Below are 22780 nucleotides of genomic sequence, written 5' to 3' on the forward strand. Positions count from 1 at the left end.
CAGGCATGGTCTTGGGCAACTATTGACCATTTGGGGAATCCGGACGGACGCTTGGAAGGCGTAATTGATGATAAGCTCGAATTCCGTGGTGCAGCGATCAAATTCCCGTGTAAATTCCCGGTTCCCGGGCTCGTCCAAGACGACCAAACACATCTTCGTCACCGGTGGTGTGGCGTCCTCGCTCGGTAAGGGTCTGACGGCTTCCAGCCTCGGCCACCTGCTGCGGGCACGCGGTTTGTCTGTAACTATGCAGAAGCTCGATCCCTATTTGAACGTGGATCCGGGCACGATGAATCCCTTCCAGCACGGCGAAGTTTTCGTGACTGATGATGGCGCCGAAACCGACCTCGACATTGGACACTACGAGCGCTTCCTCGATGAAAACCTCGAAGGTTCGGCCAACGTGACAACTGGCCAGATCTACTCCACGGTCATCGCCAAGGAACGCCGTGGTGAATACCTCGGAGACACCGTTCAGGTCATCCCGCACATCACGGATGAAATCAAGCGCCGCATGCGCCTTCCCTCCGAAGGCAAGAACGCTCCGGATGTCATCATCACCGAAATCGGTGGCACCGTGGGCGACATCGAATCGCAGCCCTTCCTTGAGTCGGCCCGCCAGGTGCGCCAGGACATCGGCCGGAACAATGTCTTCTTCCTCCACGTTTCGCTGGTCCCATACATTGGTCCTTCCCAGGAACTGAAGACCAAGCCTACGCAGCACTCCGTGGCAGCCCTGCGTTCCATTGGTATCCAGCCCGAAGCCATCGTGATCCGTTCGGACCGCGAAGTTCCGGATGCCATGCGTGAGAAAATCGGCCGCATGTGCGATGTCGACATCGACGCCGTGGTCAACGCGGCCGACGCACCCAGCATCTACGACATCCCCAAGACGTTGCACTCACAGGGACTGGACTCCTACATCGTCCGCGCCCTGGACCTGCCGTTCAAGGACGTCGACTGGAGCAAGTGGGACAAGCTGCTTGAGGCTGTTCACAACCCTAAGCACGAGGTCGAAATCGCCCTGGTGGGCAAGTACATCGACCTCCCGGATGCGTATCTCTCGGTCACCGAAGCACTCCGCGCAGGTGGGTTCGCCAATGAGGCCAAGGTCAAGATCCGTTGGGTTCCCTCGGACGAGTGCGAAACCCTCGCCGGTGCCACCAAGTCCCTTGCCGGCGTCGACGCTATTTGCGTACCGGGCGGCTTTGGTATCCGCGGCCTCGAAGGCAAGCTGGGGGCGTTGAAGTTCGCCCGTGAATCCAAGCTCCCGGTTCTGGGCTTGTGCCTGGGCCTGCAGTGCATGGTGATCGAATACGCCCGGAACGTAGTTGGCCTTGAAGGCGCCTCGTCCAGCGAGTTCGAGCCGGACTCCAAGTACCCGGTCATCGCCACCATGGAAGAGCAATTGGACATTGTGGAAGGCAAGGGAGACCTCGGCGGCACGATGCGCCTGGGCCTCTATGAGGCCAAGCTGGACGAGGGGTCCGTCGTCGCAGAGACGTACGGCACCACTTCAGTGAGCGAACGCCACCGCCACCGCTACGAGGTCAACAACAAGTACCGTGAGCAGATCGCGGCGAAGGGCCTCGTCTTCTCGGGTACCTCGCCTGACGGCAAGCTTGTTGAGTACGTTGAGCTTCCCCGCGAAGTGCACCCATATTACGTTGCTACGCAGGCACACCCGGAGCTTAGCTCCCGCCCGACGCGCCCTCACCCGCTTTTCGCGGGCCTCGTGAAGGCAGCCTTGGAGCGGCGTGAAGGTGCCGTTGTGGGAACCAAGACCGGTGCCAGCGCGGTAGCTGCCAAGTAACGCGGTGGCTGCCAACTAAACGCAAACACCACTAACGAAGGACGGCGCGATGCCCGGCATTTCTGAAACCCCCAGCACCTCAAGGCAGGTTTCGGATACGCCGAGCCCGCGCCGTCTTTTGTCTACCAGCAAGGTCTACGAAGGCCGTATCTGGGATGTGGTCAGCGACGCCTTCCAGCTCAGCGAGGATACGGACACCCTGGTCCGTGATTACATCGACCACCCTGGCGCGGTGGCTGTGCTGCCTATGAACGTTGACGGTGAAATCCTGCTCCTGAAGCAGTACAGGCACCCCGTTGGTATGGACCTCTGGGAAATCCCGGCAGGCTTGCTGGATGTTGAGGGCGAGGACTTCGTGGTGGGCGCCGCCCGGGAGCTCGCTGAGGAAGCTGACCTTGTTGCGGCGACGTGGAATGTCCTGGTGGACTTCTTTAACTCTCCCGGATCCTCCAGCGAAGCGGTCCGCATCTATCTTGCCCGGGGGCTGAGCGATGTTCCCGAGGCTGACCTGCATGTCCGCACCGATGAAGAGTCAGAAATTGAGTTCCACTGGATTCCGCTTGACGACGCCGTGAAGGCCGTACTGGAAGGCCGCTTGCACAATCCGTCTGCGGTCCTGGGAATCCTTGCCGCTGCTGCCGCGAAGGCCGATGGCTTTTCCAGCCTGCGTCCCGCGGACGCGCCCTGGCCTGCGCACCCGAGCCAGCGCTAAGAATGGCCGAGGCCGCCACCCGCACCGCCAACGGCATTGATCGCGGAGTCACCGACTACCTTCAGCACGTCGGAGTGGAGCGCGGTCTGGCTGCCAACACCTTGGCTGCCTACCGCCGGGACCTTGCCCGATATTCGAACTTCCTGGCCGGCCAAGGTTTGGAACGGCCCGGAGACATCACGCGGCACCATGTCACCGCCTTCGCCCAAGCCTTGTCCGATGGATCCGATGGCGCTGCGGCCCTGGGCGTTCGGTCGGCAGCCCGGACCGTAGTGGCGGTTCGGGGGCTCCACAAGTTTTGGGCTCTTGAAGGAACCACGACGTCGGATCCCGCCAACGATGTCCACCCACCCATGCCGGGCAAACGGCTTCCGAAAGCCATCAGTGTGGGTGAAGTAACGCGGATCCTTGAAGCTGCAGGTTCGGATTCTGCTACGGGTTTAAGGGACCGGGCGCTGCTTGAATTTCTCTACTCCACGGGGGCGCGTATCAGCGAGGCCGTAGGGCTGGACGTCGACGACGTTTCCCTTGAGGATACTGGCGACGGGCCGGCGATCGTGAGGTTGTTCGGAAAAGGTTCCAAGGAGCGTTTGGTCCCCTTGGGCTCCTACGGTGCGCGCGCCGTCGGGGCCTATGTGGTCCGTGGCAGGCCGATGCTCGCTTCCAAGGGCAAAGGGACACCAGCGCTGTTCTTGAATGCCCGCGGCGGCAGGATCAGCAGGCAAAGTGCCTGGACCATACTGAAGACTGCTGCAGAGAAGGCCAACATCACCAAGGATGTTTCGCCGCACACCCTGCGCCACTCTTTTGCCACGCATCTTCTGGAGGGCGGGGCCGATGTACGCGTGGTCCAGGAGCTGTTGGGGCACGCATCGGTGACCACCACCCAGGTCTACACTTTGGTCACGGCCGATACCCTTCGTGAGGTGTACGCAGCTGCCCATCCCAGGGCGCTCGGCTGAGCTTGCGCTGAGCTGTATTCCGGTAGGCGCCAGCAGCTAGTCCAGCACGCTGAATGTCAATTCCACAGCATCCACAAACAGTGCCAGCAGCGACGTCCCCAAACCGGCCACGAGCAAAAGCCCGGGGTGGGCGAGTCCCACCACTACCCGTTTCAAGCGCGGACGCCCCTTGAGGAATTTCTTGGGTACCCGTGTTTTCAACGGTAATTGCCGCCAACCGCGTAGCCGCCGGAGGAACCAGGCGCACCGCACGATAAACGCCATCCACAGGACCGAGAGAACCAGCGGGACCGAAGCCAGCATGAGGTTGAAGCCGAGTGCGGTCACCTCTTTTTCGGAATCGCCTATAACGGATTGCACAGTTGTGGAGATGGAAGCACTCATCACCACCGAAGCGGCCCACACCATAAAGGCCGCCACCAGGGCTAGGAAGCGGACGAAAAAGTGGCCAAGGACGGTGGCGTCCACGGCCTTGAGGTGGCTGCGTGGCGTGGCATGCAGCACGGCCAGCGTGGACAGCAGCGTCGGCAGCGCAGCGGCGAGGACGAGTAGGTACCAGGTCCATCCAGCCAGGTCCACCACTTCATCAAGGACGATGAGTCCTGCCCACACCACTGTCCAGGCCCAGCCGGCGTAGAGCGGATGCGCAACCACCCAACCGGGCAGCCATCCGTCGCGCTCCGGTGCTGCTTTGGTGGGTGCCTCGGATTCGGCCACGGGGGCTGCACCGATATCGTCCGCGACGTGCGGCTTCACAGTGTTCTTGATGGCCGCTGCCTCGGCGTGCGCTTCGCCCCCACCTTCGCTCATGGGCTCACTGTAGCAATTGGACTGAGTGTGGCAATTGCACTGAAGCAATGGCAGTCGCGGCACGGGAGATCGGGTTAAGGTAGGCAGCATGACAGCAGCCCATGTGACATTGTGCTTCCTCCTCCGCGACGGCGGGGACGGGGAGCACGTCCTCCTCGGCACCAAGAAGACCGGTTTTGGACGTGGGAAAGTGGTGGGCGTAGGCGGCCACGTGGAGCCTGGGGAGACCGCAATCCAGGCCGTCTGCCGCGAGGTCATGGAAGAAATCAGCGTGCTGGTCAACGCCGCGGACCTCATCCCGGCCGGCATCATTGATTTCGTGTTTCCTGCCAGACCTGAGTGGAACATGGCCACCACTGTGTATCTGACCCGTGCTTGGGAAGGGGAACCGTCTGAAAGCGACGAGATTGCGCCGGAATGGTTCCCCGTGTCCAAGTTGCCGGTGGAACGGATGTGGGCAGACGCCGAGCATTGGCTCCCCGCGATGATTTCCGGCCAGCGGATTGCAGTTCGAGTGGACTTGGCTGCCGATAACGAGAGCGTGGCCGAGGTCCACACCATCGATTGGGTTGCAACGGACTAGCCAACGGAGACTCACCCTCCGGGCTACTAGGTGAACGACGGCGGGCCGGTCGCCTTTCGGTGACCGGCCCGCCGGGGTAGCTGCTGCTATGGCGTGCAGAGGCACCAACGAGCTACGGCACGTGCCGCTCTTCGGGCCCGTTGTATTCGCTCAGCGGACGGATCAGCGAGTTGGAAGCAAATTGCTCCATGATGTGGGCTGTCCAGCCGGTGATCCTGCTGGCGACGAACAAGGGGGTGAAGGTCTGGGTGTCGAAGCCCATGAGGTGGTAAGTGGGCCCCGCGGGGTAGTCGAGGTTGGGCTTGATGGCCTTGGCCTCGTCCATGGCCTGTTCGAGGCCGTTGTAGAGGCCCAGGAGTTCGGGCCGTCCGTAGTGGGCGATCATCTTGTCCAGTGCGGCTTTCATGGTGGGCACGCGGGAGTCGCCGTGCTTGTAGACGCGGTGTCCGAAGCCCATGACTTTTTTCTTTTTCGCCAGGGCGTCTTCCATCCAGGCACGGGCCCGGACCGCGGCTTCCTCCATGGATTCTTCGCTGCGGATGCCGATCTCGTCGAAGGTGTGCATGACGGCTTCGTTGGCGCCGCCGTGCAGTGGGCCTTTGAGGGCGCCGATGGCAGCGGTCACAGCCGAGTGCAGGTCAGAGAGCGTGGAGGTGACCACGCGGGCCGTGAAGGTGGAGGCGTTGAAGGAGTGCTCCGCGTAGAGGATCATCGAGACGTTGAACGCCTCCACAACCTCCACTACTGCTTCCTCGCCAAAGGTCATCCAGAGGAAGTTCGCGGAGTAGTCGAGGTCTTCCCGCGGTTCGACCACGTCCTGGCCGCGCCGGCGGCGCTGGTCGTAGGCGACTACCGCGGGCATCGCAGCCCAGAGGTCGATTGCCTTCTTCATGTTGGCTTCTGGTGAGGAATCCTCAGCCAGCTCATGCCGGGCTCCCATTACCGAAGCTGCGGTACGGCAAACATCCATGGGGTGGGAGGTGGTGGGCAACGTGTCGATGACTGACTTGACCACTGGGTCAAGGGCACGCCCCGCCCGCTCGCGGGCAACAAATTCAGCCAGTTGGGCATCGTCGGGCAGTTCGCCGTTCCATAGCAGGTAGGCGACCTCTTCAAAGCTGCACTTGGCGGCCAGTTCCTGGACCGGGTATCCCCGGTACAGCAGGGAGTTGGTGTCCGGGTTGACCTTTGAGACCGCGGTGTAGTCCACCACGACGCCGGCAAGGCCCTTTTTGATGTCTTCAGCAGCCATGCTGAACTCCTTCGTTCATTGTGCAAGAGCCCCGTTAATCCGGAGTGCTTGCTTTCCCCTTGGTGATTCCCGGACCTAGCGGATGCCAGGGACCTGGAAGTTAAAAACGCCGGTATCGAACTGGTTGTATGCCTCGTAATCCACGAGTTCATAGAGGCGCGCACGCGTGAGCATGTTTTCCACTTGTGCCTCTTGGGTCCCCGCAGCCTTGATCGATTCCAGCGTACGCTCTGCAGCGCCCATGGCAATGCGGAGCAGGGTGACGGGGTAGATGACTATGTTCACGCCGACGCCTTGGAGTTGGTCCACGGTGAAGAGCTTGCTTTTACCGAATTCGGTCATGTTGGCCAGGATGGGCACGTCCACGGCGTCGCGGATGGCTTGGAATTCGTCCAGGGTGGCCATGGCTTCGGGGAAGATCGCGTCGGCGCCTGCGTCGACGAGGGCTTTGGCGCGGTTCTGGGCGGCGTGGATTCCTTCGACGGCGCGGATGTCGGTGCGGGCCATGATGAGGAAGTTCGGGTCCCGGCGGGCGTCTGCTGCAGCGCGGATGCGTTTGGTGGCGGTGTCGAGGTCAACCACGTTCTTGCCGTCGAGGTGCCCGCAGCGTTTGGGGTTGAACTGGTCCTCGATGTGGCAGCCGGCCAGGCCCGCGTTTTCGAGTTCCTGGATGGTGCGGGCTACGTTCATGGGTTCACCGAAGCCGGTGTCTGCGTCAACGAGTGAGGGCAGGTCGGTCATGCGGGCGATCTGCCCGGCGCGGGTGGCTACTTCGGTGAGGGTGGTCAGGCCGATGTCGGGCAGGCCGAGGTCGTTGGCGAGGACGGCGCCGGAGATGTAGACCCCGGCGAAGCCTTTTTCCTCGATGAGCCGGGCGGAGAGCGGGTTGAACGCGCCGGGGAATTGCTGCACGGTCCCGGAGTTCAGCAGTTCGCGGAGTTTGAGGCGTTTCTGTTCGGGGGTGGTTGTGGAGTACAGCATTTAGAACAGTCCCTTCGGAGCTGCTTCGAGGTTGATCACGCCGGGTGCTGCGGTGATGTTCAGCTGGTCCAGTTCGCCTGCGGCGAGTTCGGTGAGGCGTTCGACGGCGGTGAGGAACCGTTCGATTTCGGCTTCCTCCACCAACCCGGCAGCAAGGGTGCGGAACTTGTTGATGTACTGTTCCCGGGCGAACGGCCGGGCACCGAGCGGGTGCGCGTCGGCCACAGCGATCTCATCAGTCACCACCGTTCCGTCCGTGAGGGTAATGACAACGGTGCCGCCGAAGGCTTTTTCGGCGATGTCCAGGGAGTGGTAGCGGCGGGTCCATTCCGGGTCTTCGACGGTGGTGACCTTGTGCCAGAGTTCCACGGTGTCCGGGCGGGCGGCGCGTTCGGGGGCGTAGGAGTCTACGTGGTGCCAGGACCCGTCCTGCAGGGCGACGGTGAAGATGTAGGGGATGGAGTGGTCCAGGGTTTCCCGGGACGCGGTGGGGGAGTATTTCTGGGGATCGTTCGCGCCGGAGCCGATGACGTAGTGGGTGTGGTGGCTGGTCTTGATCAGGACCGAGGCCACGTTGGCCGGGTCGGTGGTTTCGGGGTGTTCGTTGTGGAGTTTGCGGGCGAGGTCGATCCAGGCCTGGGCCTGGTATTCGGCGGAGTGTTCCTTGGTGTAGGTGTCCAGGATGGCGCGCTTGGCTTCTCCGGGCAGCGGCAGGGGCACTTCGTAGGAGGCGTCGGGTCCATCGAGCATCCAGGCGATCACGCCGTCTTCGCCTTCGTAGATCGGCACGGGGGAGGTCTGCCCGCGCATGGAACGGTCCACGGCTTCGATGGCCATCTTCCCGGCGAAGGCCGGGGCGTGGGCTTTCCAGGTGGAGATTTCGCCCTTGCGGGACTGGCGGGTGGCGGTGGTGGTGTGCAGGGCCTGGCCTATGGACTGGAAGATCGTCTCAACGTCCAGGCCAAGGAGCGTGCCGATGCCGGCGGCGGCGGACGGGCCCAGGTGCGCGACGTGGTCGATCTTGTGCTTGTGCAGGCAGATGGCCTTGACCAGGTTCACCTGGATTTCATACCCGGTGGCGATGGCACGGACCAGATCCTTGCCGGTGGAACCGACGTGCTGCGCGACGGCGAGGATCGGCGGGATGTTGTCCCCGGGGTGGGAGTAGTCCGCGGCCAGGAACGTGTCGTGGTAGTCCAGTTCGCGCACGGCAACACCGTTGGCCCAGGCTCCCCACTCAGGGGAGACCCGGTCGGTGATGCCGAAAACGTGGGCGCCCTTGCCGTTCGCGGACGGGGCATGGGTCAGGGCCTGGGCGCGGGCTGCGATGATCGGTGCACGGTTCAACGACGCGATCGCTACCGAGGCGTTGTCGATGATGCGGTTGATCACCATGTCCGTCACCTCGGCGGTGACCTCGACGGGGTCAGCGGCGACCACGGCGATCTTGTGCGCCAGCTGCTCCTCACGCGGGAGGTTCTCTTCGGACTTGTAAACACGGACGTGGTTGTTCTTGACCATGGTGCTCCTTCTGGTGGGACGGTTCAGTGCGCCCAGCGGGCGGCTTTGACGTGGGTGAGACTGCGGTGCAAATGAAGTGTGGTGGCGGCCTCTGCCAGCCGGGGATTCCCGGCGGCGATGGCCTCGGCAATGGCCGCATGCTCCGCGGCAGCAGCGTGGAGCCTGGCAGTGTCGTCCGCTGCCAGCCGGCGGACCCGGACCAAATGGACGCGCAGGCTCCGCATGGCCTGGGCAAGGTAGGAGTTGGAGACCGCAGCATCGATGGCCTCATCCAGCCGTCCCACCAACGCGTAATACTCGTGACGGGCAGGATCCTTCTCGCTGAGCAGCTCCGGCGCCTGCAGAAGCTGCGCATGCAGCTGGGCGAAAACGGCCGGCTCTCCCCGCTCAGCGGCCAGGGCCGCAGCCCTCACCTCCAGCGTTTCGCGCAACTCGAACAATTCATCAATGCTCTCCAGCGAAATATCGGTCACGACGACGCCACGGCCGCCGGCCGCCGTCGTCAATCCCTCAGCACTCAACCGGCCCAACGCCTCCCGCACCGGCGTCCGGGACACCCCCAGCCGCTCGGACTGTTCCACCTCGGCAAGGACGGTACCTGGCCTCAGGCGCCACTCAATGATGTCTTCACGGAGAGCCGCATAGGCCCGATCACTGGCGCGCATGCCCTCAGTGTATACAAAACTATCGAAATAGTCACCAAAGTAGCCATATATATTGATCTGTGTATACACGCCTAGCGCTTGGCGACGTAGTACACGTTGAACGGATCTTCCTCGAGTTCTTTGACCTCTACGGCGCTGAAGCCAGCGTCACGGATCATGGCTGTCGCCAATTCCTTGCCCCAAACGGTTCCCAGCCCGTCACCGCCCTGCCCCAGGGATACGGCCATGCAATGAAACGTGGAGATGGTGTAGAGGAAGGAAGCCCACGGCAGGCCAGCGTTCATTTCGAGGTTGCTGGAGGCGTTGATGTCCACCATGAGGAATGTTCCACCGGGCTTGAGCGCCTTATGGATGTTTTTCAGGACCTGGGCCGGGTGCGCTTGGTCGTGGATGGCGTCGAAGGCCGTCACGAGGTGGTATCGAGCTTCTTCTTCAAGCCGGGTGACATCCCTGGGCACGAACCGGACGTTTGGAAGTCTCAATTCTGCGGATTCGGCTCTGGCCGCCGCCAGCGCCTCGTCAGCAAAGTCATAGCCCGTGAAGCTGCTGCGGGGGAAGGTGGCGGCAAGCAGGTTCACCGCGTGGCCCTCCCCGCAGCCGATGTCAGCCACGGCGATCCCTGACTTCAAGTCGCCTTCGCAACCGGTCAAAGGGACGATCGCCTCCAGGAGCGAGGCGTCATTCACTGCCGCACTTTCGGAAGCCATAATGTGGTGGAATTGCGGATAGTCGCTGTAGCTTGTTCCACCTCCCTCCCGGAAAGCCCTGACAATCTTGGGGGCCACCTCACCCATCAGTGGGAGATACTGCAGCGTGCGCGCCAGGTTTTCCATTCCGGTCCCGCACAGAACAGGAACAAATTCAGGACGGAGGTGGTAGGTGGAATCGCCGGGTTCGAAGTCCACGAGTCCTGCGGTCGTCATCCCTCCCAACCATTCGCGAACATAGCGCTCGTTCGCTCCGGCTGCATCCGCGACGAGCTGACTTGTCGCCGGGGGCAGGGAGGCAAGCGTCTCAAAGATGCCGGTCTGGTGCCCGACGGCAATAAGCAGTCCGATGGATGAGCTGTTCAGGATGTCTATCAACCTGCCGGCTGCTTCCTGGACAGCGTCCTGTCCCGCTTCTTCGAAAGTCGTTTCGGGCATCGTGGCGGTTTCATACTGCCCGGACTGGGTGCTTTCCATGGCTTTTCCTTGATCTTCGGGGACCGGTGGCTCCGGCCTGTTGCCCACATCCCACGGTAGATTCACGCCCCGACGGGCTTCTTCGGGCATTTTCTGCATTTTTTCTGCGGGCGTGGGGCGAACCATGCAGGGCCCCGTGGGGCGGCATCTACGATCCGGGTCGCTCCGGGATGCCGTGCTGGTGGGCCCAGGCGGCGGCGGCCGTCCGGGAGGTGACCCCGATCTTGGTAAAGATGTTCGCCAAATGACGTCCGGCTGTTTTCTCCGAAATGGTCAGCGACTTGGCAATTTGCCGGTTACTGGAACCAGCAAGGACGCAGCCCAGCACCTCCACTTCCCGGGAGGTTAAGCCACCCGGCTCCCGGGGAGGCGCCGTCCAGGAAATATGCTTGGCGCCGAGCTGGTTCCGGATGGCCGCCGCAGTAGCGCGTTCAGCCTCCGCGCGCCCAGTTTCACCCCGGGAAGCCCGGACAGTTGCCAGGCGTTCGTGGATCCGTGCCAGCTCGTATCGCATGTGTTGGGAGCGGTAGGTCTGTGCTGCGGATTCAAGCTCATTCATCGCCTCAGCCCAGCGACGCTCCTCCATCATCAAAGCACCCCGCGCATGATGGGCCCACGCCAGGAAGCCAGGGGTTCCGTAGAAAGCGGCAGTCTGTTCGAGTTCCAGGCAATGCGTGGCCGCCGCGCCGGGGTCCCGGGGAGCCAGCAACTCCACCAAGGGCAACAGAAGGCCCGCCCTCCCCAGGGTTCCACGATCCGCCAAGGCAGCCCGAAGGGCTTCCACTGCGGCGTCTGTCTTTCCTGCATCCGCGAGCAGCAAGGCACTTCCTGGTTGCGCATCCACGCCGAGTCCGCGGGCCAATGCAAACGCGGACTCGGCCCCGGCCACATCGCCCCGGCGTCGACGGATCTCTCCGAGCTCACAGTATCCGTCCGCGGCGATCCAGCCGTGGGCATTTCTGAGGCGTTCGGCTTCGTGGGGCATTTCGGCTTCGACCTGCCCCCAGTGGCCCTCCGTGCCGAGCAATTGAAGCTCGTGAACGCGCGATATGCCGCTGTACATGAAGGATTGGGAGAGGCCGGCGCACCACGTGGCCAGCGCATCGGTCCAAGCCCTCATTCGCGCGAAGTCAGCCATCTCGTAGCAGAGGTGGATGATGGAGCAGTAGATGTCTCCGCCCCACTCAGCGGATACCTGGCCCGCGATCACCGGCAGCATGGCCTCGTCCAAGTCCTGGAAACCGCGTGCGGACTGTCCTGTCCGGACCGCTGCCAAGCCGGAGAGCATGTACCCAAAGCTGGCGAGCTCGGGTGAATCGTGCCGCCGGGTCATCTCCTTGAGGGACACCGAGGCCGCCAGTGCTGGGCGCGGATCACCTTCGAGGTTCATTGCGTCGTTGGCCTCAAGGTAGAGCAGATACCCGTGTTCGGGCACTTCGGGCATGTTCTCCAGCAGCCGCCGCGCCCGGTTGAGCCAGGCCGAAGAAACCGCGAGATTGCCACGGATGCCCCACTGCATGGAGAGCGTCAGTGCTGTCCGGGCCGCGGCCTGCGCCTGATGGTCGTTGTCCAAGCGATGGAAGATCTCTTCCGAGAGGGACATGGACCGTTGAACATCTCCCAGCCACCACGCTGAACGGGAAAGGATCTCAAGGTCCGGCAAGCTGAGCGGGGCGTCCTCGGATGCCAGTTCCAGGCTTCGACGCGCCACGTCCCATTCCCCACGGGCAAACGCATCGCGGGCCTTGGAAAGTTGCTGTAGCTCTTGGGACATGGGCTCTCCACGGGTTCGGGTCCAGCTTACTGCTGGACCCGTTCAATCGGGAGAAGGCTATCCCCGGTTCCAGCCGTACTCGTTCTCCGGACGTCCCGGTGTTCCGTAGCGCGGCGCCCTCGTAACCGTCCCGGCGTCGGCCAGGTACTCCAGATACCGGCGGGCCGTGACCCGCGACATCCCCAAAGCATCCATGACTTCACTGGCGGATACAGCTTGCTGCCGGGCGCGGACCAAATCCTTGACCGATTCCAGCGTTGAACCGGATAAGCCCTTGGGCAGCGGAAGTTCCGTTGGGGCCCGGAGACTGGCGAAGGCCTGGTCCACGTCGCTCTGCGAAGCTCCGGCCTTGGACTTGCCGGACACCGAGCCCGCCAATTGATCACGGAAAGTGCGGTAGCTGTTCAGCTTGTCGGCAAAGGTCGCGTAGGTGAAAGGCTTGATCAAATACTGCACGACGCCGATTGAAACGGCGCTGCGCACGATGTTCAGTTCCCGGACGGCCGTGATGGCGATGATGTCGGCGAAGATTCCCGCCGAACGCATGCGCCGGGCAACATCCAGGCCGTGGAGGTCCGGCAGGTTCATATCCAGCAGCACCAGGTCCACTGGGGAGCCCGACGCCGCGAATTCGCCAAGGATGCGCAGGGCAGACTGACCATCCGGAGCCGTTCCCACCAGAGTGAACCCCTGGAGCCTGCCCACATAAATGGAGTGGGCGTCCGAAGCGATGGGCTCGTCCTCGACCACCAGGACGCGGATGTCTGTCATGCCTTCTCTTCCTGGGGGACGGTCGCGGGCAGCACAACATGGAACTGGGCGCCGCCTGGGTTGCTGATCGCCATAGTACCGTTCAACCGTTCGACAGCCTGCCGGACCAAGGCAAGGCCAACTCCCCGGCCATGGGCTCCGCGGGGATCATCCTGGGATGACTTGGTGCTGTACCCGTACTGCAACACGTCATCGATTGAATCAGGATCAATACCGGCGCCGGAGTCCCGAACGGTGAATTCAACCGCTGCAGTGCCGGCTTCAACGTCCAGTTCCACTCTTCGCGGCATGTCACCGGACGCCGCAGCATCAATGGCGTTGTCCAGGAGGTTTCCCAGAATCGTCACGAGGTCCTGGATTTCCAAACCACGGACCCCCGAGCTTCCGGACGTTCGAACCACCAGTTCAACCCCGCGCTCATGTGCTTCGGCGGCCTTGCCCATCACCAGGGCACTCATCACCGGTTCGTCCACGGAAGCCAGCATGTCGTCCGTGAGCTGCTGGCTGAGCTCCAGGTCCTTGGTGGCGAACTCCAGTGCCTGGGGCGTGCGGCCCAACTCAAGCAGGGAAACGATCATATGCAGTCGATTGGCATGTTCATGGGTCTGGGCCCGCAAAGCGTCTGAAAGTGTCTTCATGGTCTCCAGCTCTGTCCCCAGGGACTCAATCTCAGTGCGATCGCGAATGGTGGCCACTGTGCCGTAGACCGATGGTTTCTGCCGGCTGCGGGCAGGAACCGGACCAACGGCAGGGGCCTGGTTGACCACCAGGATCCGTGAACCGGTCAAATGGATTTCGTCGTGGGCTGGCCTGCCGGATTCGAAAAGCGCTCGCAGGCTCCCGTCGAAGGGGAGGTCGGACAGTTTGGGAGCCTCATCGGGCGAACGGTCGGCGTCGGAAGGTTCCAGCCCCAGCAACTCAGCGGCTTGATCGTTGTACATCACTGCTTTTCCGTGGGTGTCGATGAGGATCACGCCTTCGCGGACGGAGTGCAGGACAGATTCATAGTAGGCGAACAGCTGGGCGAGCTGTTCCGGACCCCAGCCGCGGGTTACGGATCGCAGGTAGCGTCCGAGCAGCCATGAGGCGATGGAACCGAAGAACAACACCACCAGGGCGATGCCGCCGATCACTCCCAGCCTTTCGGCGACATCGGTATCCACCGTCCTTACTGTGATCCCTGCCGCCACCAGGGCTTTGACGGTGCCGTCGGAATCCTTGACGGGCACGATGCTCCGGACCGAGGGGCCCAACGTACCGGCGGTGACTTCGGTGAAAGTCTCACCCCGCAGGGCGGGCTCGATCGTGCCGATGTAGGGCTTGCCCAGCTCTTCGGGGCGGGGGTGGGTCCAGCGCGTCCGGTCAGGAGCCATGATGGTGATGAAATCCGCGTCCGCATCCTTCATGACCTCCAACGCATAGGGCTGCAGGGTTGCCGATGGGTCGGCAGTCGCCGCCGCCTGCAACACCAGTGGGTTGTTCGCAATGGACGTGGCGATGGCAAGCATCCGGCTGCCCGCGTCCTCGTATGCCCGGTCCCGTGCCTCCAGTACGGAGAACGCGCCGAAGACAGCCGTCAGCACCAGCACGAACAGCAGGTTTGCCACAAACAAGCGGCGGGCGATGCTCCAGCGATGAAACAAATAGGCCTCCCATGACCAATATGACCGCAACGGTGATGTGTGTCACCAATGGCTCAATGATGGATATCACACAAGGGCAGCGGATTGGACACAAGTGCAGGACCGCAGCGCCTTACACAGTATCCAGAAGGAGAATCCCATGACCTCTCAACGAGGAGAGTCGGCAGTAGCCGCCACCGGTGGACGCAGGGGGCTCGACAAGTCGCATTACCTGTACATCGCGGTCATCCTGGCCGTTGTGCTCGGTGCCGTGGTCGGCCTGATGTTCCCTGAGGTTGGAAAGTCCCTGAAGCCACTCGGGGATGGCTTCATCAAGCTCATCAAGATGATGATCGCCCCGGTCATCTTCTGCACCATCGTCCTGGGCATCGGTTCCATCGCCAAAGCTGCAACAGTGGGCAAGGTGGGCGGACTAGCACTGGGCTACTTCGTGGCCATGTCAACCTTCGCTCTGGCTATCGGCCTCGTTGTCGGCAACCTCATCCACCCGGGCGAAGGCCTGAAGCTGACTCCTTATGATCCCAACAAGAAGGCGGCCACGGACAGCACCGTGGACTTCCTCCTGGGCATCATCCCCAGCGATATTCCCGTCCTTCCCACGCTCCTTGCAGCCATCCTGGTCGGCTTTGCACTCCAGAAGATGGGTAAGCAGGGCACCCCCATCCTCACGGCAATCGGCCACGGACAGCGCCTTGTTTTCCGAATCCTCATCATGATCATGTGGCTGGCTCCCGTCGGCGCCTTCGGTGCGATCGCCGCCGTCGTTGGTGCCACTGGCGCCCAGGCAATCCTCAGCATGTTTACCCTGATGCTGGCCTTCTACATCACCTGCGCAGTATTCATCGTGGTCATCCTTGGCTCGCTGCTCCGTGCGGTGGCCGGCGTCAACATCTTCAAACTGATGAAGTACCTGGCCCGGGAATACCTCCTCATCTTCTCCACGTCCTCCTCCGAGGCAGCCCTGCCGCGCCTTATCGCCAAGATGGAACACCTGGGTGTCTCCAAGCCGGTTGTCGGCGTGACAGTGCCCACCGGCTACTCCTTCAACCTTGACGGCACGGCCATCTACCTGACCATGGCTTCGCTGTTCGTCGCCAACGCCATGGGCACGCCGCTGGACCTGGGCGCCCAGATCTCGCTGCTGATCTTCATGATCATCGCTTCCAAGGGCGCCGCAGGCGTCACGGGAGCTGGCCTGGCAACGCTCGCGGCTGGCCTGCAAGCGCACAAGCCCGAGCTCCTGGGTGGCGTGGGCATGATCGTTGGCATCGACCGCTTCATGTCAGAAGCCCGTGCACTGACGAACTTCACCGGTAACGCCGTTGCCACCGTTCTGATCGGCACCTGGGTCAAGGAAATCGATAATGCCCAGGTGGAGCGGGTTCTCTCCGGAAGCGAGCCGTTCGACGAGCAGACCATGATCGCCCACGGCGCCGAGGCTGCTCCAGAGACTGAAGCCCGGGACAAGGCAAGCATCTAGCAGGCTCAGCTTCGTACCGCACGAGGGCCGACACCCGATTGAAGGGTGTCGGCCCTCTGCCGTTCGCCGGGGAGTCCAAGTAATAAAGGCCCGCCGTTGGCAACCTTCGACCTCAACTAGAGGGTCAAGGCTCAAACGGCAGCGAAAGTCAAGTTCCCCGAAATGCCGTGTCGGGCGCTGTAGCCTAGGTGGGTAGCAGCGCTGTATCCAGGGGAACAGCGGCAGGGAAGATCGTCGTCGAAAGAGTGGTTAGATACGTGAGCAGCGAACGGGGAACAGCTACGCTGGGAGACACCGAGCTCGATCTGGAAGACGCCATCATGGGGCCTACGGGCCGCCCTCACCGCGACTTCCCGGAACCGGCTCCGCTTGCCTCCCACGGCCCGGCCAGGGTCATCGCCATGGTCAACCAGAAGGGCGGGGTGGGCAAAACCACGTCCACCATCAACCTCGCAGCGGCGCTCGCGGAGTATGGGCGGCGGGTGCTCTTGGTGGACTTCGATCCCCAAGGTGCCCTTTCCGCAGGACTCGGCGCCAATCCGCACGAACTCGATCTCACCGTGTACAACGTCCTCATGGACCGCAAGGTGGATATCCGGGATGCTATCCAGCAGACCGGAGTTGACGGCGTGGACCTTCTACCGGCAAACATCGACCTCTCCGCTGCCGAAGTGCAACTCGTCAACGAAGTCGCCCGGGAACAGGTCCTTGACCGTGCACTCAAGAGTGTCGAAGACGACTACGACGTCGTACTGATCGACTGCCAGCCCTCGCTGGGCCTCCTGACCGTCAACGCGCTGACCGCCGCCCACGGCGTCATCATCCCGCTGATCTGCGAGTTCTTCGCACTTCGTGCTGTGGCCCTGCTCGTGGAAACCATCGAGAAGGTGCAGGACCGTTTGAACCCCCGGCTGCAGGTGGACGGCGTTCTTGCCACCATGTACGACGCCCGCACCCTGCACAGCCGCGAAGTCATCTCGCGCCTCGTGGAGGCTTTCGGTGACAAAGTTTTCGAGACAGTCATCAAGCGTTCGATTAAGTTCGCGGACGCTACAGTCGCCGCGGAGCCCATTACAAGCTACGCCGGCAACCACATCGGAGCAGACGCCTACCGCCGCCTCGCAAAGGAACTTATCTCGCGCGGCGGCGCACCGTAGCGAACCGCGTGGGACGGTCACTCGCCCCGCCCGCCGCGGCGGTCATACCGGAAGAAATGCCCGACGCCGGCTCCTCCGACGCCCGCAAGGCGGGCTTTGAGGTTCGGCTTGCCAACTTCACCGGTCCCTTCGACCTCCTGCTCGGCCTGATATCCAAGCACAAGCTGGACATCACAGAAGTGGCGCTGGCCACCGTCACCGATGAGTTCATCAAGTACATTCGCCGCCTCCAGGAACTGGGGGAGGACTGGGCGTTGGATGAGGCCAGCGAATTCCTGGTGATCGCTGCCACGCTCCTGGACCTTAAGGCTGCCCGGCTCCTTCCTGCCGGCGAAGTGGAAGACGACGAAGACATTGCCCTCCTCGAGGCCCGGGACCTGCTCTTTGCCCGTTTGCTCCAGTACAAGGCGTTCAAGCAAGTGGCAGGCCTCATCAGCGAAACGCTGGAGCAGGAAGGCCGGAGGTATCCGCGCCAAGTTGCATTGGAAGGACATTTCGCCGCATTGCTGCCCGAACTGGTGTGGCGGCACACTCCCGCACAGTTTGCAGAGCTTGCAGCCAAGGCGCTGAAGCCCAAGGACGTGGCGCCCGCAGAGGTGGGATTGGACCACCTCCACGCACCGCCGGTGAGCGTCAAGGAGCAAGCCGAGATCATCGGATACCGCCTGCAACTCGGGGCCCCGCTCTCCTTCCGCACACTGATAGCCGACGCCGAGACAACCCTGGTGGTGGTGGCCCGCTTCCTGGCCTTGCTGGAGATGTTCCGCGACCGTGTTGTGGCATTCGAACAGCCCGGTCCCTTGGCAGAACTGACTGTTAGGTGGACGGGGGACGTGGCCGAATGGGACAGCTCGAACCTGAGCGAAGAATACGAGGAAACGAGCGAAGGGAAAACCAGTGACTGAGCAGGACGTGGCCGCAGCCGGCCTTGCTGAGCTCGAAACCCTGCCCGGCGGGGCACGCGCAGCGTTGGAAGCCGTGCTCATGGTCATCGACGAGCCAGCCACCTCCGAAGAGTTGGCCGCGGGATTGAACGTAACGGTCGCCGTCGTCGAGGATTTGCTGCAGAACCTGCAGCGGGAGTATAGCGGCTATACTGTTAAAGCCCCGGACGTGGATGCTGTCGGCTTTGCCGTTGCCAGCTCTGCCCCCCGGGGTTTTGAATTGCGGAACGTCGCCGGTGGGTGGCGGATCTATTCACGGTCCGATTTTGCGGACATCGTGGGCAGGTTCGTCCTCGAAGGGCAGACCACCAGGCTCACTCAGGCAGCGCTTGAAACACTGGCGGTCATTGCCTACCGGCAACCGGTCTCCAGGGCCCGGGTATCCGCAATTCGAGGCGTCAACGTCGATTCCGTGGTCCGGACTCTAACCCAACGTGGTTTGATCGAAGACTCCGGAAACGATCCTGAATCCGGGGCTGTGCTGTATAGGACAACCTCCTACTTCCTGGAACGGATGGGCATAGGCTCGGTGGCGGAACTGCCCCAGCTCTCGCCGCACCTTCCGGGTTTGGAAGGGATCGACGAGTACTACGACGCCAGCCGGATGTAAGCCGGCACTCCAAGAGAACTACATACTGATTCACGGCACCGCACGGACGGTGCCACGGCAACAAGGGGCAGACGATGTCTGCCCGGCTGGCTAGTGTTGATTGCAGCACTGAATGCCGGCCATTACTACACAAGGACGGGTCATGACACAGGCGGGACGCCAGGGTTCACCACGTAACAGTTCGGGACGCAACAGTTCGGGACGCAATGAGGCAAGGGGTGGCACGGGCCGCTCCAACGCCGGCGGCTTCTCTGGCCGCGGCGGAAGTGCCGGCGCTGGAAAGCGCAATTTCAACCAGGGCGAAGGCCGTCCATTCAAGGCTGCGAAGCCCCGGGAAGCGGCCCCTTTCGATCCTGACAACCCCACGACCGCCGGCAGCTACGACCCCCGCCAGGCCGCCAAGCCGGCCAAGCCTTTCCGCAAGCCCGGCTCCAACAAGCCCGGCTATGGCAAGGCTCCCGGGACCCCCGGTGCGTTGAAGCCCAAGGCGAAGCCCGCCAGGCAGTACGGCTCAAAAGCCTTCGGCAGCGAACGCTTCGGCCAGAACCTGGGCCCCATCCGCAAGCCTGCCCGCAACCGCGGTCCGCGCCAGGAAGTCCCGCAGTCGGACCTTCACGATGTTGACGGCGTGCGCCTGCAGAAGGTCATGGCGCAGGCCGGCGTGGCTTCCCGCCGCGTATGCGAGGAAATGATCCTCGAAGGCCGCGTCGAGGTCGATGGCCAGGTCACCACGGAGCTCGGCATGCGGGTCGACCCCAAAACCGCCGTGATCCACGTTGACGGTATTCGCATCCAGCTTGATGAAACCCTCGTCTACATGGTCTTCAATAAGCCCAAGGGCGTTGTCTCCACCATGGAGGATCCCGAGGGTCGCCCGTGCATCAGCGACTTCCTGAAGAACGCCAAGGGTGAGAGGCTGTTCCACGTCGGGCGCCTGGACGTCGCCACAGAAGGCCTGCTTTTGTTGACCAACGACGGCGAACTCGCCAACCGCCTGACCCATCCTTCGTATGAGGTGCCCAAGACGTACCTGGTTCAGGTGCGCGGTCCGTTCCCGCAGGGCGTTGGCGCGCAGCTGAAGTCCGGCGTCGAGCTTGAAGACGGGCTGGCAACCGTGGACTCCTTCCGCTTGGTTGACTCCACCCCTGGGCACGTCCTGATCGAGGTTGTCCTGCACTCCGGCAAGAACCGTATTGTGCGCCGCATGTTCGATGCTGTGGGTTTCCCGGTAGAGCGTCTTGTCCGTGTCAAGATCGGCCCCATTGGCCTGGGAGACCAGCGCCAGGGGAGCATCCGCAACCTCGGCAGGCAGGAAGTCGGTCACCTCCTGGCATCCGTGGGGCTCTAGGGCATGTCGGCATTCCGCACGCACGGCCGCGGCCATCTTGATGGTCCGGTCGTGGTTCTTGGTACAGGCCTGCTCGGGGCAAGCATCGGCCTCGGCCTGCGCGGACGCGGCGTTCCGGTTTTCCTTTTCGATCCCTCGCCGACGAACCAGGCGGTCGCGGTAGACATTGGTGCAGGCCGGCCCCTGGCTGAGCTTGACGAGCAGCCTCAGTTGGTTGTGGTCGCCGCGCCGCCCGACGTGACGGCCGACGTCGTGGAGAAAGCCCTGGCGGACTACCCGCCCGCCGTCGTGGTTGACATCGCAAGCGTTAAGGCCACGATCCAATCCCAGTTGCGGGAGCGCGGCGTGGACCTGGCCAGGTACGTGGGGACCCATCCGATGGCCGGCAGGGAGAAGTCCGGGCCGGTTGCCGCCAGGGGCGAGCTGTTCACGTCCATGCCCTGGGTGGTTTGCCCATCCGAGGAAACGGACACCGTCGCACTGCAAACGGCACGTTCGCTGGCAGGGGACCTGGGAGCTATCGTCTCCCAGTTCACTGCCGACGAGCACGACGAAGCAGTGGCTTTGGTTTCCCATCTGCCGCAGATCATGTCTTCCCTCCTGGCGAGCCGTTTGCAGGGGACACCCCTGCATGCCCTTTCCTTGGCCGGGAACGGGTTGCGGGACACCACACGCATCGCTGCCAGCGATCCCACCCTTTGGGTACAGATACTGGGTGGCAATGCGGAAAAGGTCGTCTCCATCCTGCATGGCGTCCGAGAGGACCTGAATCGCTTGATCGGGACTTTGGAAGCGCCGCTTGCACCCGGAGCGCGGTTGGATCTCGCCCAGCTCATCAGTGAAGGCAACGCTGGGCAAGCCCGGATACCGGGTAAGCATGGTGGACCTCCGCAGGCGTATTCCTGGCTGACTATCCTCGTAGATGACAAGCCGGGCCAGATCGCGCAGCTTCTCACCGAAATTGGCGAGATCGGAGTGAACGTCGAAGACCTCCGGCTCGACCATTCGTCGGGTCAGAACGTGGGCATGGTGGAGCTCTCAGTCCTGCCAAGCAAGCACGACCTCCTTGTTGAAGCCTTGACCGATCGTGGATGGCGGGTACTCCAGTAATGACGCGTGAATTCTTTGGGCCGGAGACAGTCGCCCGCCCCGGCAAGCCGCTGGTGATCGCGATCGACGGCCCCTCGGGGTCCGGCAAGTCCAGCGTCAGCAAGGAAGTTGCCCGACGCTTGAAGCTGGCGTACCTGGATACCGGTGCGATGTACCGCGCACTCACGTGGTACTGCCTCAAAACAGGCCTCGACCTTCAGGACGGCGCCGCGGTGGAGCAGGCTTCCAAGGTCATGCCCTTGGAAATCAGCACCAGCACGGCTACCGAGTACGTGGCAGTAGACGGCACTGATATCACCGATGAAATCCGCGATCCCTTGATCTCGTCCTCCGTGAGCGCCGTCGCTACAACGCTGGGCGCCCGCACGGAGCTGATCCGCCGCCAACGCCAGCTCATCGACCAACATCACCACCGGATGGTGGTCGAGGGACGCGACATCACCACAGTGGTGGCTCCCAACGCCGAGGTCCGCATGCTCCTGACCGCGAGCGAAGAAGCAAGGCTCCGGCGTCGTGGTATCCAGTTGGGCGGCACACAGAGCAAGGAACAGCTTGCCGCACAGGTGACACAACGCGATGCCAAGGACTCCACGGTGGTGAACTTCACCCAGGCGGCCGACGGCGTCGTGACCCTCGATTCCTCTGACCTCGACTTTGAGGAAACAGTGGAAACAGCCCTGGCGATCGTTAGCAAGGTCATCTATGGCGACTAGTAACCAGCTTCCGGAGCTCCGCCTTCCAGCCAAGTGGACACGCATCTGGAGCCGTCCCGTCGGCTGGATCCTGGATCATGTCATCTACCGCACTGTCGTGGGGGGCAAGAGCAACATACCCGCTGCTGGTCCAGTGATCTTTGCCGGCAACCACATCAGCTTCCTGGACGGTCCAGTGATGTTCGGCGCTTCGCCGCGTCCCATGCACATCCTGGTCAAGAAAGAGATGTTCCGTGGATTCCTTGGGTGCGTCCTCAAGGGATCAGGGCAGATTCCCGTGGACCGAAGCGGTGACCGCAGCGCCCTGCACGTGGGCAAGCAATTGCTCGACGCCGGCCGTTGCGTTGGGATACTGCCCGAAGGTACCCGGGGGAGCGGCTCTGCCGACAGCATCAGCAACGGTGTCGCGTGGCTGGCTATTAATTCCGGAGCCACCGTCATACCCGTCGCGATCCTCGGAACCCGCAAGGACGATGAGCACCGCGACCATATTCCCAAACCCCGCCGCAGGCTGTATGTCAGCTTCGGAGAACCCCTCACGGTGCAGCGCCGGAAGGGCGAACCGGGGCGTGTTTCAATGGACAGGGCGGCTGCGGCAATCCGCGATGCACTGGCCGGACACGTCCAGGATGCAGTCAGGACTACAGGGCAGGGCCTTCCCCAGGAACCTCCGTCCGGACCATCCACACCGCAGCACCGCCAAACAGAAGTAGCCGGGACGCCGGCAGACCACCATTAAGGAACGTG

The 22780-nt window shown here is 62.7% G+C and carries 21 protein-coding genes; 12 read left to right on the forward strand and 9 right to left on the reverse strand.

Annotated elements, in window-relative coordinates; genetic code table 11:
• Window positions 1-67 precede the first annotated feature (67 nt).
• The 3 genes from LDN75_RS08190 to xerD are packed head-to-tail and all read left to right on the forward strand — an operon-like array spanning window position 68 to window position 3487.
• Window positions 68-1813 carry a CTP synthase gene (locus tag LDN75_RS08190; protein ID WP_223936635.1) on the forward strand — a complete coding sequence of 582 codons (1746 nt, stop codon included), beginning with the start codon at window positions 68-70 and terminating at the stop codon, window positions 1811-1813.
• Window positions 1814-1862: 49 nt separating this feature from the next.
• Window positions 1863-2525: an NUDIX hydrolase gene (locus LDN75_RS08195; RefSeq protein ID WP_223936636.1), complete on the forward strand. Its 663-nt coding sequence runs from the start codon at window positions 1863-1865 to the stop codon at window positions 2523-2525.
• A 2-nt stretch (window positions 2526-2527) separates the two neighbouring features.
• Window positions 2528-3487 carry a site-specific tyrosine recombinase XerD gene (gene xerD / locus LDN75_RS08200; RefSeq protein ID WP_223936637.1) on the forward strand — a complete coding sequence of 320 codons (960 nt, stop codon included), beginning with the start codon at window positions 2528-2530 and terminating at the stop codon, window positions 3485-3487.
• Window positions 3488-3523: 36 nt separating this feature from the next.
• On the opposite strand, the gene LDN75_RS08205 is transcribed toward xerD, so the two are convergent.
• Entirely contained in the window at window positions 3524-4297 is a 774-nt protein-coding gene (locus LDN75_RS08205; RefSeq protein ID WP_223936638.1) for a hypothetical protein, read from the reverse strand.
• Window positions 4298-4385: 88 nt separating this feature from the next.
• Here LDN75_RS08205 and LDN75_RS08210 point away from each other — a divergent pair, with 88 nt between their 5' ends.
• Window positions 4386-4880 (forward strand): NUDIX domain-containing protein, encoded by a 495-nt coding sequence (locus LDN75_RS08210; RefSeq protein WP_223936639.1) that lies wholly within the window; start codon window positions 4386-4388, stop codon window positions 4878-4880.
• Between the two features lie 112 nt (window positions 4881-4992).
• On the opposite strand, the gene LDN75_RS08215 is transcribed toward LDN75_RS08210, so the two are convergent.
• The 8 genes from LDN75_RS08215 to LDN75_RS08250 all read right to left on the reverse strand — a co-directional run bounded on the left by LDN75_RS08215 (window position 4993) and on the right by LDN75_RS08250 (window position 14671).
• Window positions 4993-6132, reverse strand: coding sequence for a bifunctional 2-methylcitrate synthase/citrate synthase (locus LDN75_RS08215; protein ID WP_223936640.1), 1140 nt, complete (start codon window positions 6130-6132; stop codon window positions 4993-4995).
• A 75-nt stretch (window positions 6133-6207) separates the two neighbouring features.
• Complete coding sequence (prpB, locus tag LDN75_RS08220; RefSeq protein ID WP_223936641.1) at window positions 6208-7113, reverse strand: methylisocitrate lyase; 906 nt, start codon at window positions 7111-7113, stop codon at window positions 6208-6210.
• Entirely contained in the window at window positions 7114-8634 is a 1521-nt protein-coding gene (locus LDN75_RS08225; protein ID WP_223936642.1) for an MmgE/PrpD family protein, read from the reverse strand.
• Window positions 8635-8657: 23 nt separating this feature from the next.
• Window positions 8658-9299, reverse strand: a complete 642-nt coding sequence (locus LDN75_RS08230) for a GntR family transcriptional regulator (RefSeq protein WP_223937527.1) — start codon at window positions 9297-9299, stop codon at window positions 8658-8660.
• 71 nt (window positions 9300-9370) lie between these two features.
• Window positions 9371-10483 (reverse strand): methyltransferase domain-containing protein, encoded by a 1113-nt coding sequence (locus LDN75_RS08235; protein ID WP_223936643.1) that lies wholly within the window; start codon window positions 10481-10483, stop codon window positions 9371-9373.
• A 148-nt stretch (window positions 10484-10631) separates the two neighbouring features.
• Complete coding sequence (locus tag LDN75_RS08240) at window positions 10632-12257, reverse strand: helix-turn-helix transcriptional regulator (protein ID WP_223936644.1); 1626 nt, start codon at window positions 12255-12257, stop codon at window positions 10632-10634.
• 57 nt (window positions 12258-12314) lie between these two features.
• A complete protein-coding gene (locus tag LDN75_RS08245) occupies window positions 12315-13028 on the reverse strand; it encodes a response regulator (protein ID WP_223936645.1) in 714 nt (237 codons plus the stop codon).
• On the reverse strand, window positions 13025-14671 hold the full coding sequence (locus LDN75_RS08250) for a sensor histidine kinase (protein WP_223936646.1): 1647 nt from the start codon (window positions 14669-14671) through the stop codon (window positions 13025-13027). The genes LDN75_RS08245 and LDN75_RS08250 overlap by 4 nt, the downstream gene beginning before the upstream one ends.
• 139 nt (window positions 14672-14810) lie before the next feature.
• Between LDN75_RS08250 and LDN75_RS08255 the strand changes: the two genes are divergently transcribed.
• The 8 genes from LDN75_RS08255 (at window position 14811) to LDN75_RS08290 (ending at window position 22772) form a co-directional block, all read left to right on the forward strand.
• A complete protein-coding gene (locus LDN75_RS08255) occupies window positions 14811-16151 on the forward strand; it encodes a cation:dicarboxylase symporter family transporter (RefSeq protein ID WP_223936647.1) in 1341 nt (446 codons plus the stop codon).
• Between the two features lie 257 nt (window positions 16152-16408).
• A complete protein-coding gene (locus LDN75_RS08260) occupies window positions 16409-17308 on the forward strand; it encodes an AAA family ATPase (RefSeq protein ID WP_223936648.1) in 900 nt (299 codons plus the stop codon).
• An 8-nt stretch (window positions 17309-17316) separates the two neighbouring features.
• On the forward strand, window positions 17317-18213 hold the full coding sequence (locus tag LDN75_RS08265) for a ScpA family protein (RefSeq protein ID WP_223936649.1): 897 nt from the start codon (window positions 17317-17319) through the stop codon (window positions 18211-18213).
• Entirely contained in the window at window positions 18206-18862 is a 657-nt protein-coding gene (locus LDN75_RS08270; RefSeq protein WP_223936650.1) for an SMC-Scp complex subunit ScpB, read from the forward strand. Before LDN75_RS08265 ends, LDN75_RS08270 begins: the two co-directional genes overlap by 8 nt.
• Before the next feature lie 142 nt (window positions 18863-19004).
• A complete protein-coding gene (locus LDN75_RS08275) occupies window positions 19005-20210 on the forward strand; it encodes a pseudouridine synthase (RefSeq protein WP_223936651.1) in 1206 nt (401 codons plus the stop codon).
• Window positions 20211-20213: 3 nt separating this feature from the next.
• Window positions 20214-21320 carry a prephenate dehydrogenase gene (locus tag LDN75_RS08280; RefSeq protein WP_223936652.1) on the forward strand — a complete coding sequence of 369 codons (1107 nt, stop codon included), beginning with the start codon at window positions 20214-20216 and terminating at the stop codon, window positions 21318-21320.
• A complete protein-coding gene (gene cmk / locus LDN75_RS08285; protein WP_216922906.1) occupies window positions 21320-22033 on the forward strand; it encodes a (d)CMP kinase in 714 nt (237 codons plus the stop codon). The genes LDN75_RS08280 and cmk overlap by 1 nt, the downstream gene beginning before the upstream one ends.
• The gene (locus tag LDN75_RS08290; protein WP_223936653.1) at window positions 22023-22772 is read left to right on the forward strand and encodes a lysophospholipid acyltransferase family protein; all 750 of its coding nucleotides are present in this window, start codon (window positions 22023-22025) and stop codon (window positions 22770-22772) included. Before cmk ends, LDN75_RS08290 begins: the two co-directional genes overlap by 11 nt.
• Window positions 22773-22780 lie beyond the last annotated feature (8 nt).

It is taken from the genome of Arthrobacter sp. StoSoilB5, assembly GCF_019977235.1.
Classification (GTDB): domain Bacteria; phylum Actinomycetota; class Actinomycetes; order Actinomycetales; family Micrococcaceae; genus Arthrobacter.

Bases quoted from the DNA above. Each gene is read 5' to 3' on its own strand.
- LDN75_RS08255 (WP_223936647.1), top strand. From the start codon at position 14,811: ATGACCTCTCAACGAGGAGAGTCGGCAGTAGCCGCCACCGGTGGACGC.
- LDN75_RS08290 (WP_223936653.1), top strand. From the start codon at position 22,023: ATGGCGACTAGTAACCAGCTTCCGGAGCTCCGCCTTCCAGCCAAGTGG.
- LDN75_RS08215 (WP_223936640.1), bottom strand. From the start codon at position 6,132: ATGGCTGCTGAAGACATCAAAAAGGGCCTTGCCGGCGTCGTGGTGGAC.
- prpB (WP_223936641.1), bottom strand. From the start codon at position 7,113: ATGCTGTACTCCACAACCACCCCCGAACAGAAACGCCTCAAACTCCGC.
- LDN75_RS08225 (WP_223936642.1), bottom strand. From the start codon at position 8,634: ATGGTCAAGAACAACCACGTCCGTGTTTACAAGTCCGAAGAGAACCTC.
- LDN75_RS08205 (WP_223936638.1), bottom strand. From the start codon at position 4,297: ATGAGCGAAGGTGGGGGCGAAGCGCACGCCGAGGCAGCGGCCATCAAG.
- LDN75_RS08280 (WP_223936652.1), top strand. From the start codon at position 20,214: ATGTCGGCATTCCGCACGCACGGCCGCGGCCATCTTGATGGTCCGGTC.
- LDN75_RS08275 (WP_223936651.1), top strand. From the start codon at position 19,005: ATGACACAGGCGGGACGCCAGGGTTCACCACGTAACAGTTCGGGACGC.
- LDN75_RS08240 (WP_223936644.1), bottom strand. From the start codon at position 12,257: ATGTCCCAAGAGCTACAGCAACTTTCCAAGGCCCGCGATGCGTTTGCC.
- LDN75_RS08230 (WP_223937527.1), bottom strand. From the start codon at position 9,299: ATGCGCGCCAGTGATCGGGCCTATGCGGCTCTCCGTGAAGACATCATT.
- cmk (WP_216922906.1), top strand. From the start codon at position 21,320: ATGACGCGTGAATTCTTTGGGCCGGAGACAGTCGCCCGCCCCGGCAAG.
- LDN75_RS08195 (WP_223936636.1), top strand. From the start codon at position 1,863: ATGCCCGGCATTTCTGAAACCCCCAGCACCTCAAGGCAGGTTTCGGAT.
- LDN75_RS08235 (WP_223936643.1), bottom strand. From the start codon at position 10,483: ATGGAAAGCACCCAGTCCGGGCAGTATGAAACCGCCACGATGCCCGAA.
- xerD (WP_223936637.1), top strand. From the start codon at position 2,528: ATGGCCGAGGCCGCCACCCGCACCGCCAACGGCATTGATCGCGGAGTC.
- LDN75_RS08190 (WP_223936635.1), top strand. From the start codon at position 68: ATGATAAGCTCGAATTCCGTGGTGCAGCGATCAAATTCCCGTGTAAAT.
- LDN75_RS08210 (WP_223936639.1), top strand. From the start codon at position 4,386: ATGACAGCAGCCCATGTGACATTGTGCTTCCTCCTCCGCGACGGCGGG.
- LDN75_RS08245 (WP_223936645.1), bottom strand. From the start codon at position 13,028: ATGACAGACATCCGCGTCCTGGTGGTCGAGGACGAGCCCATCGCTTCG.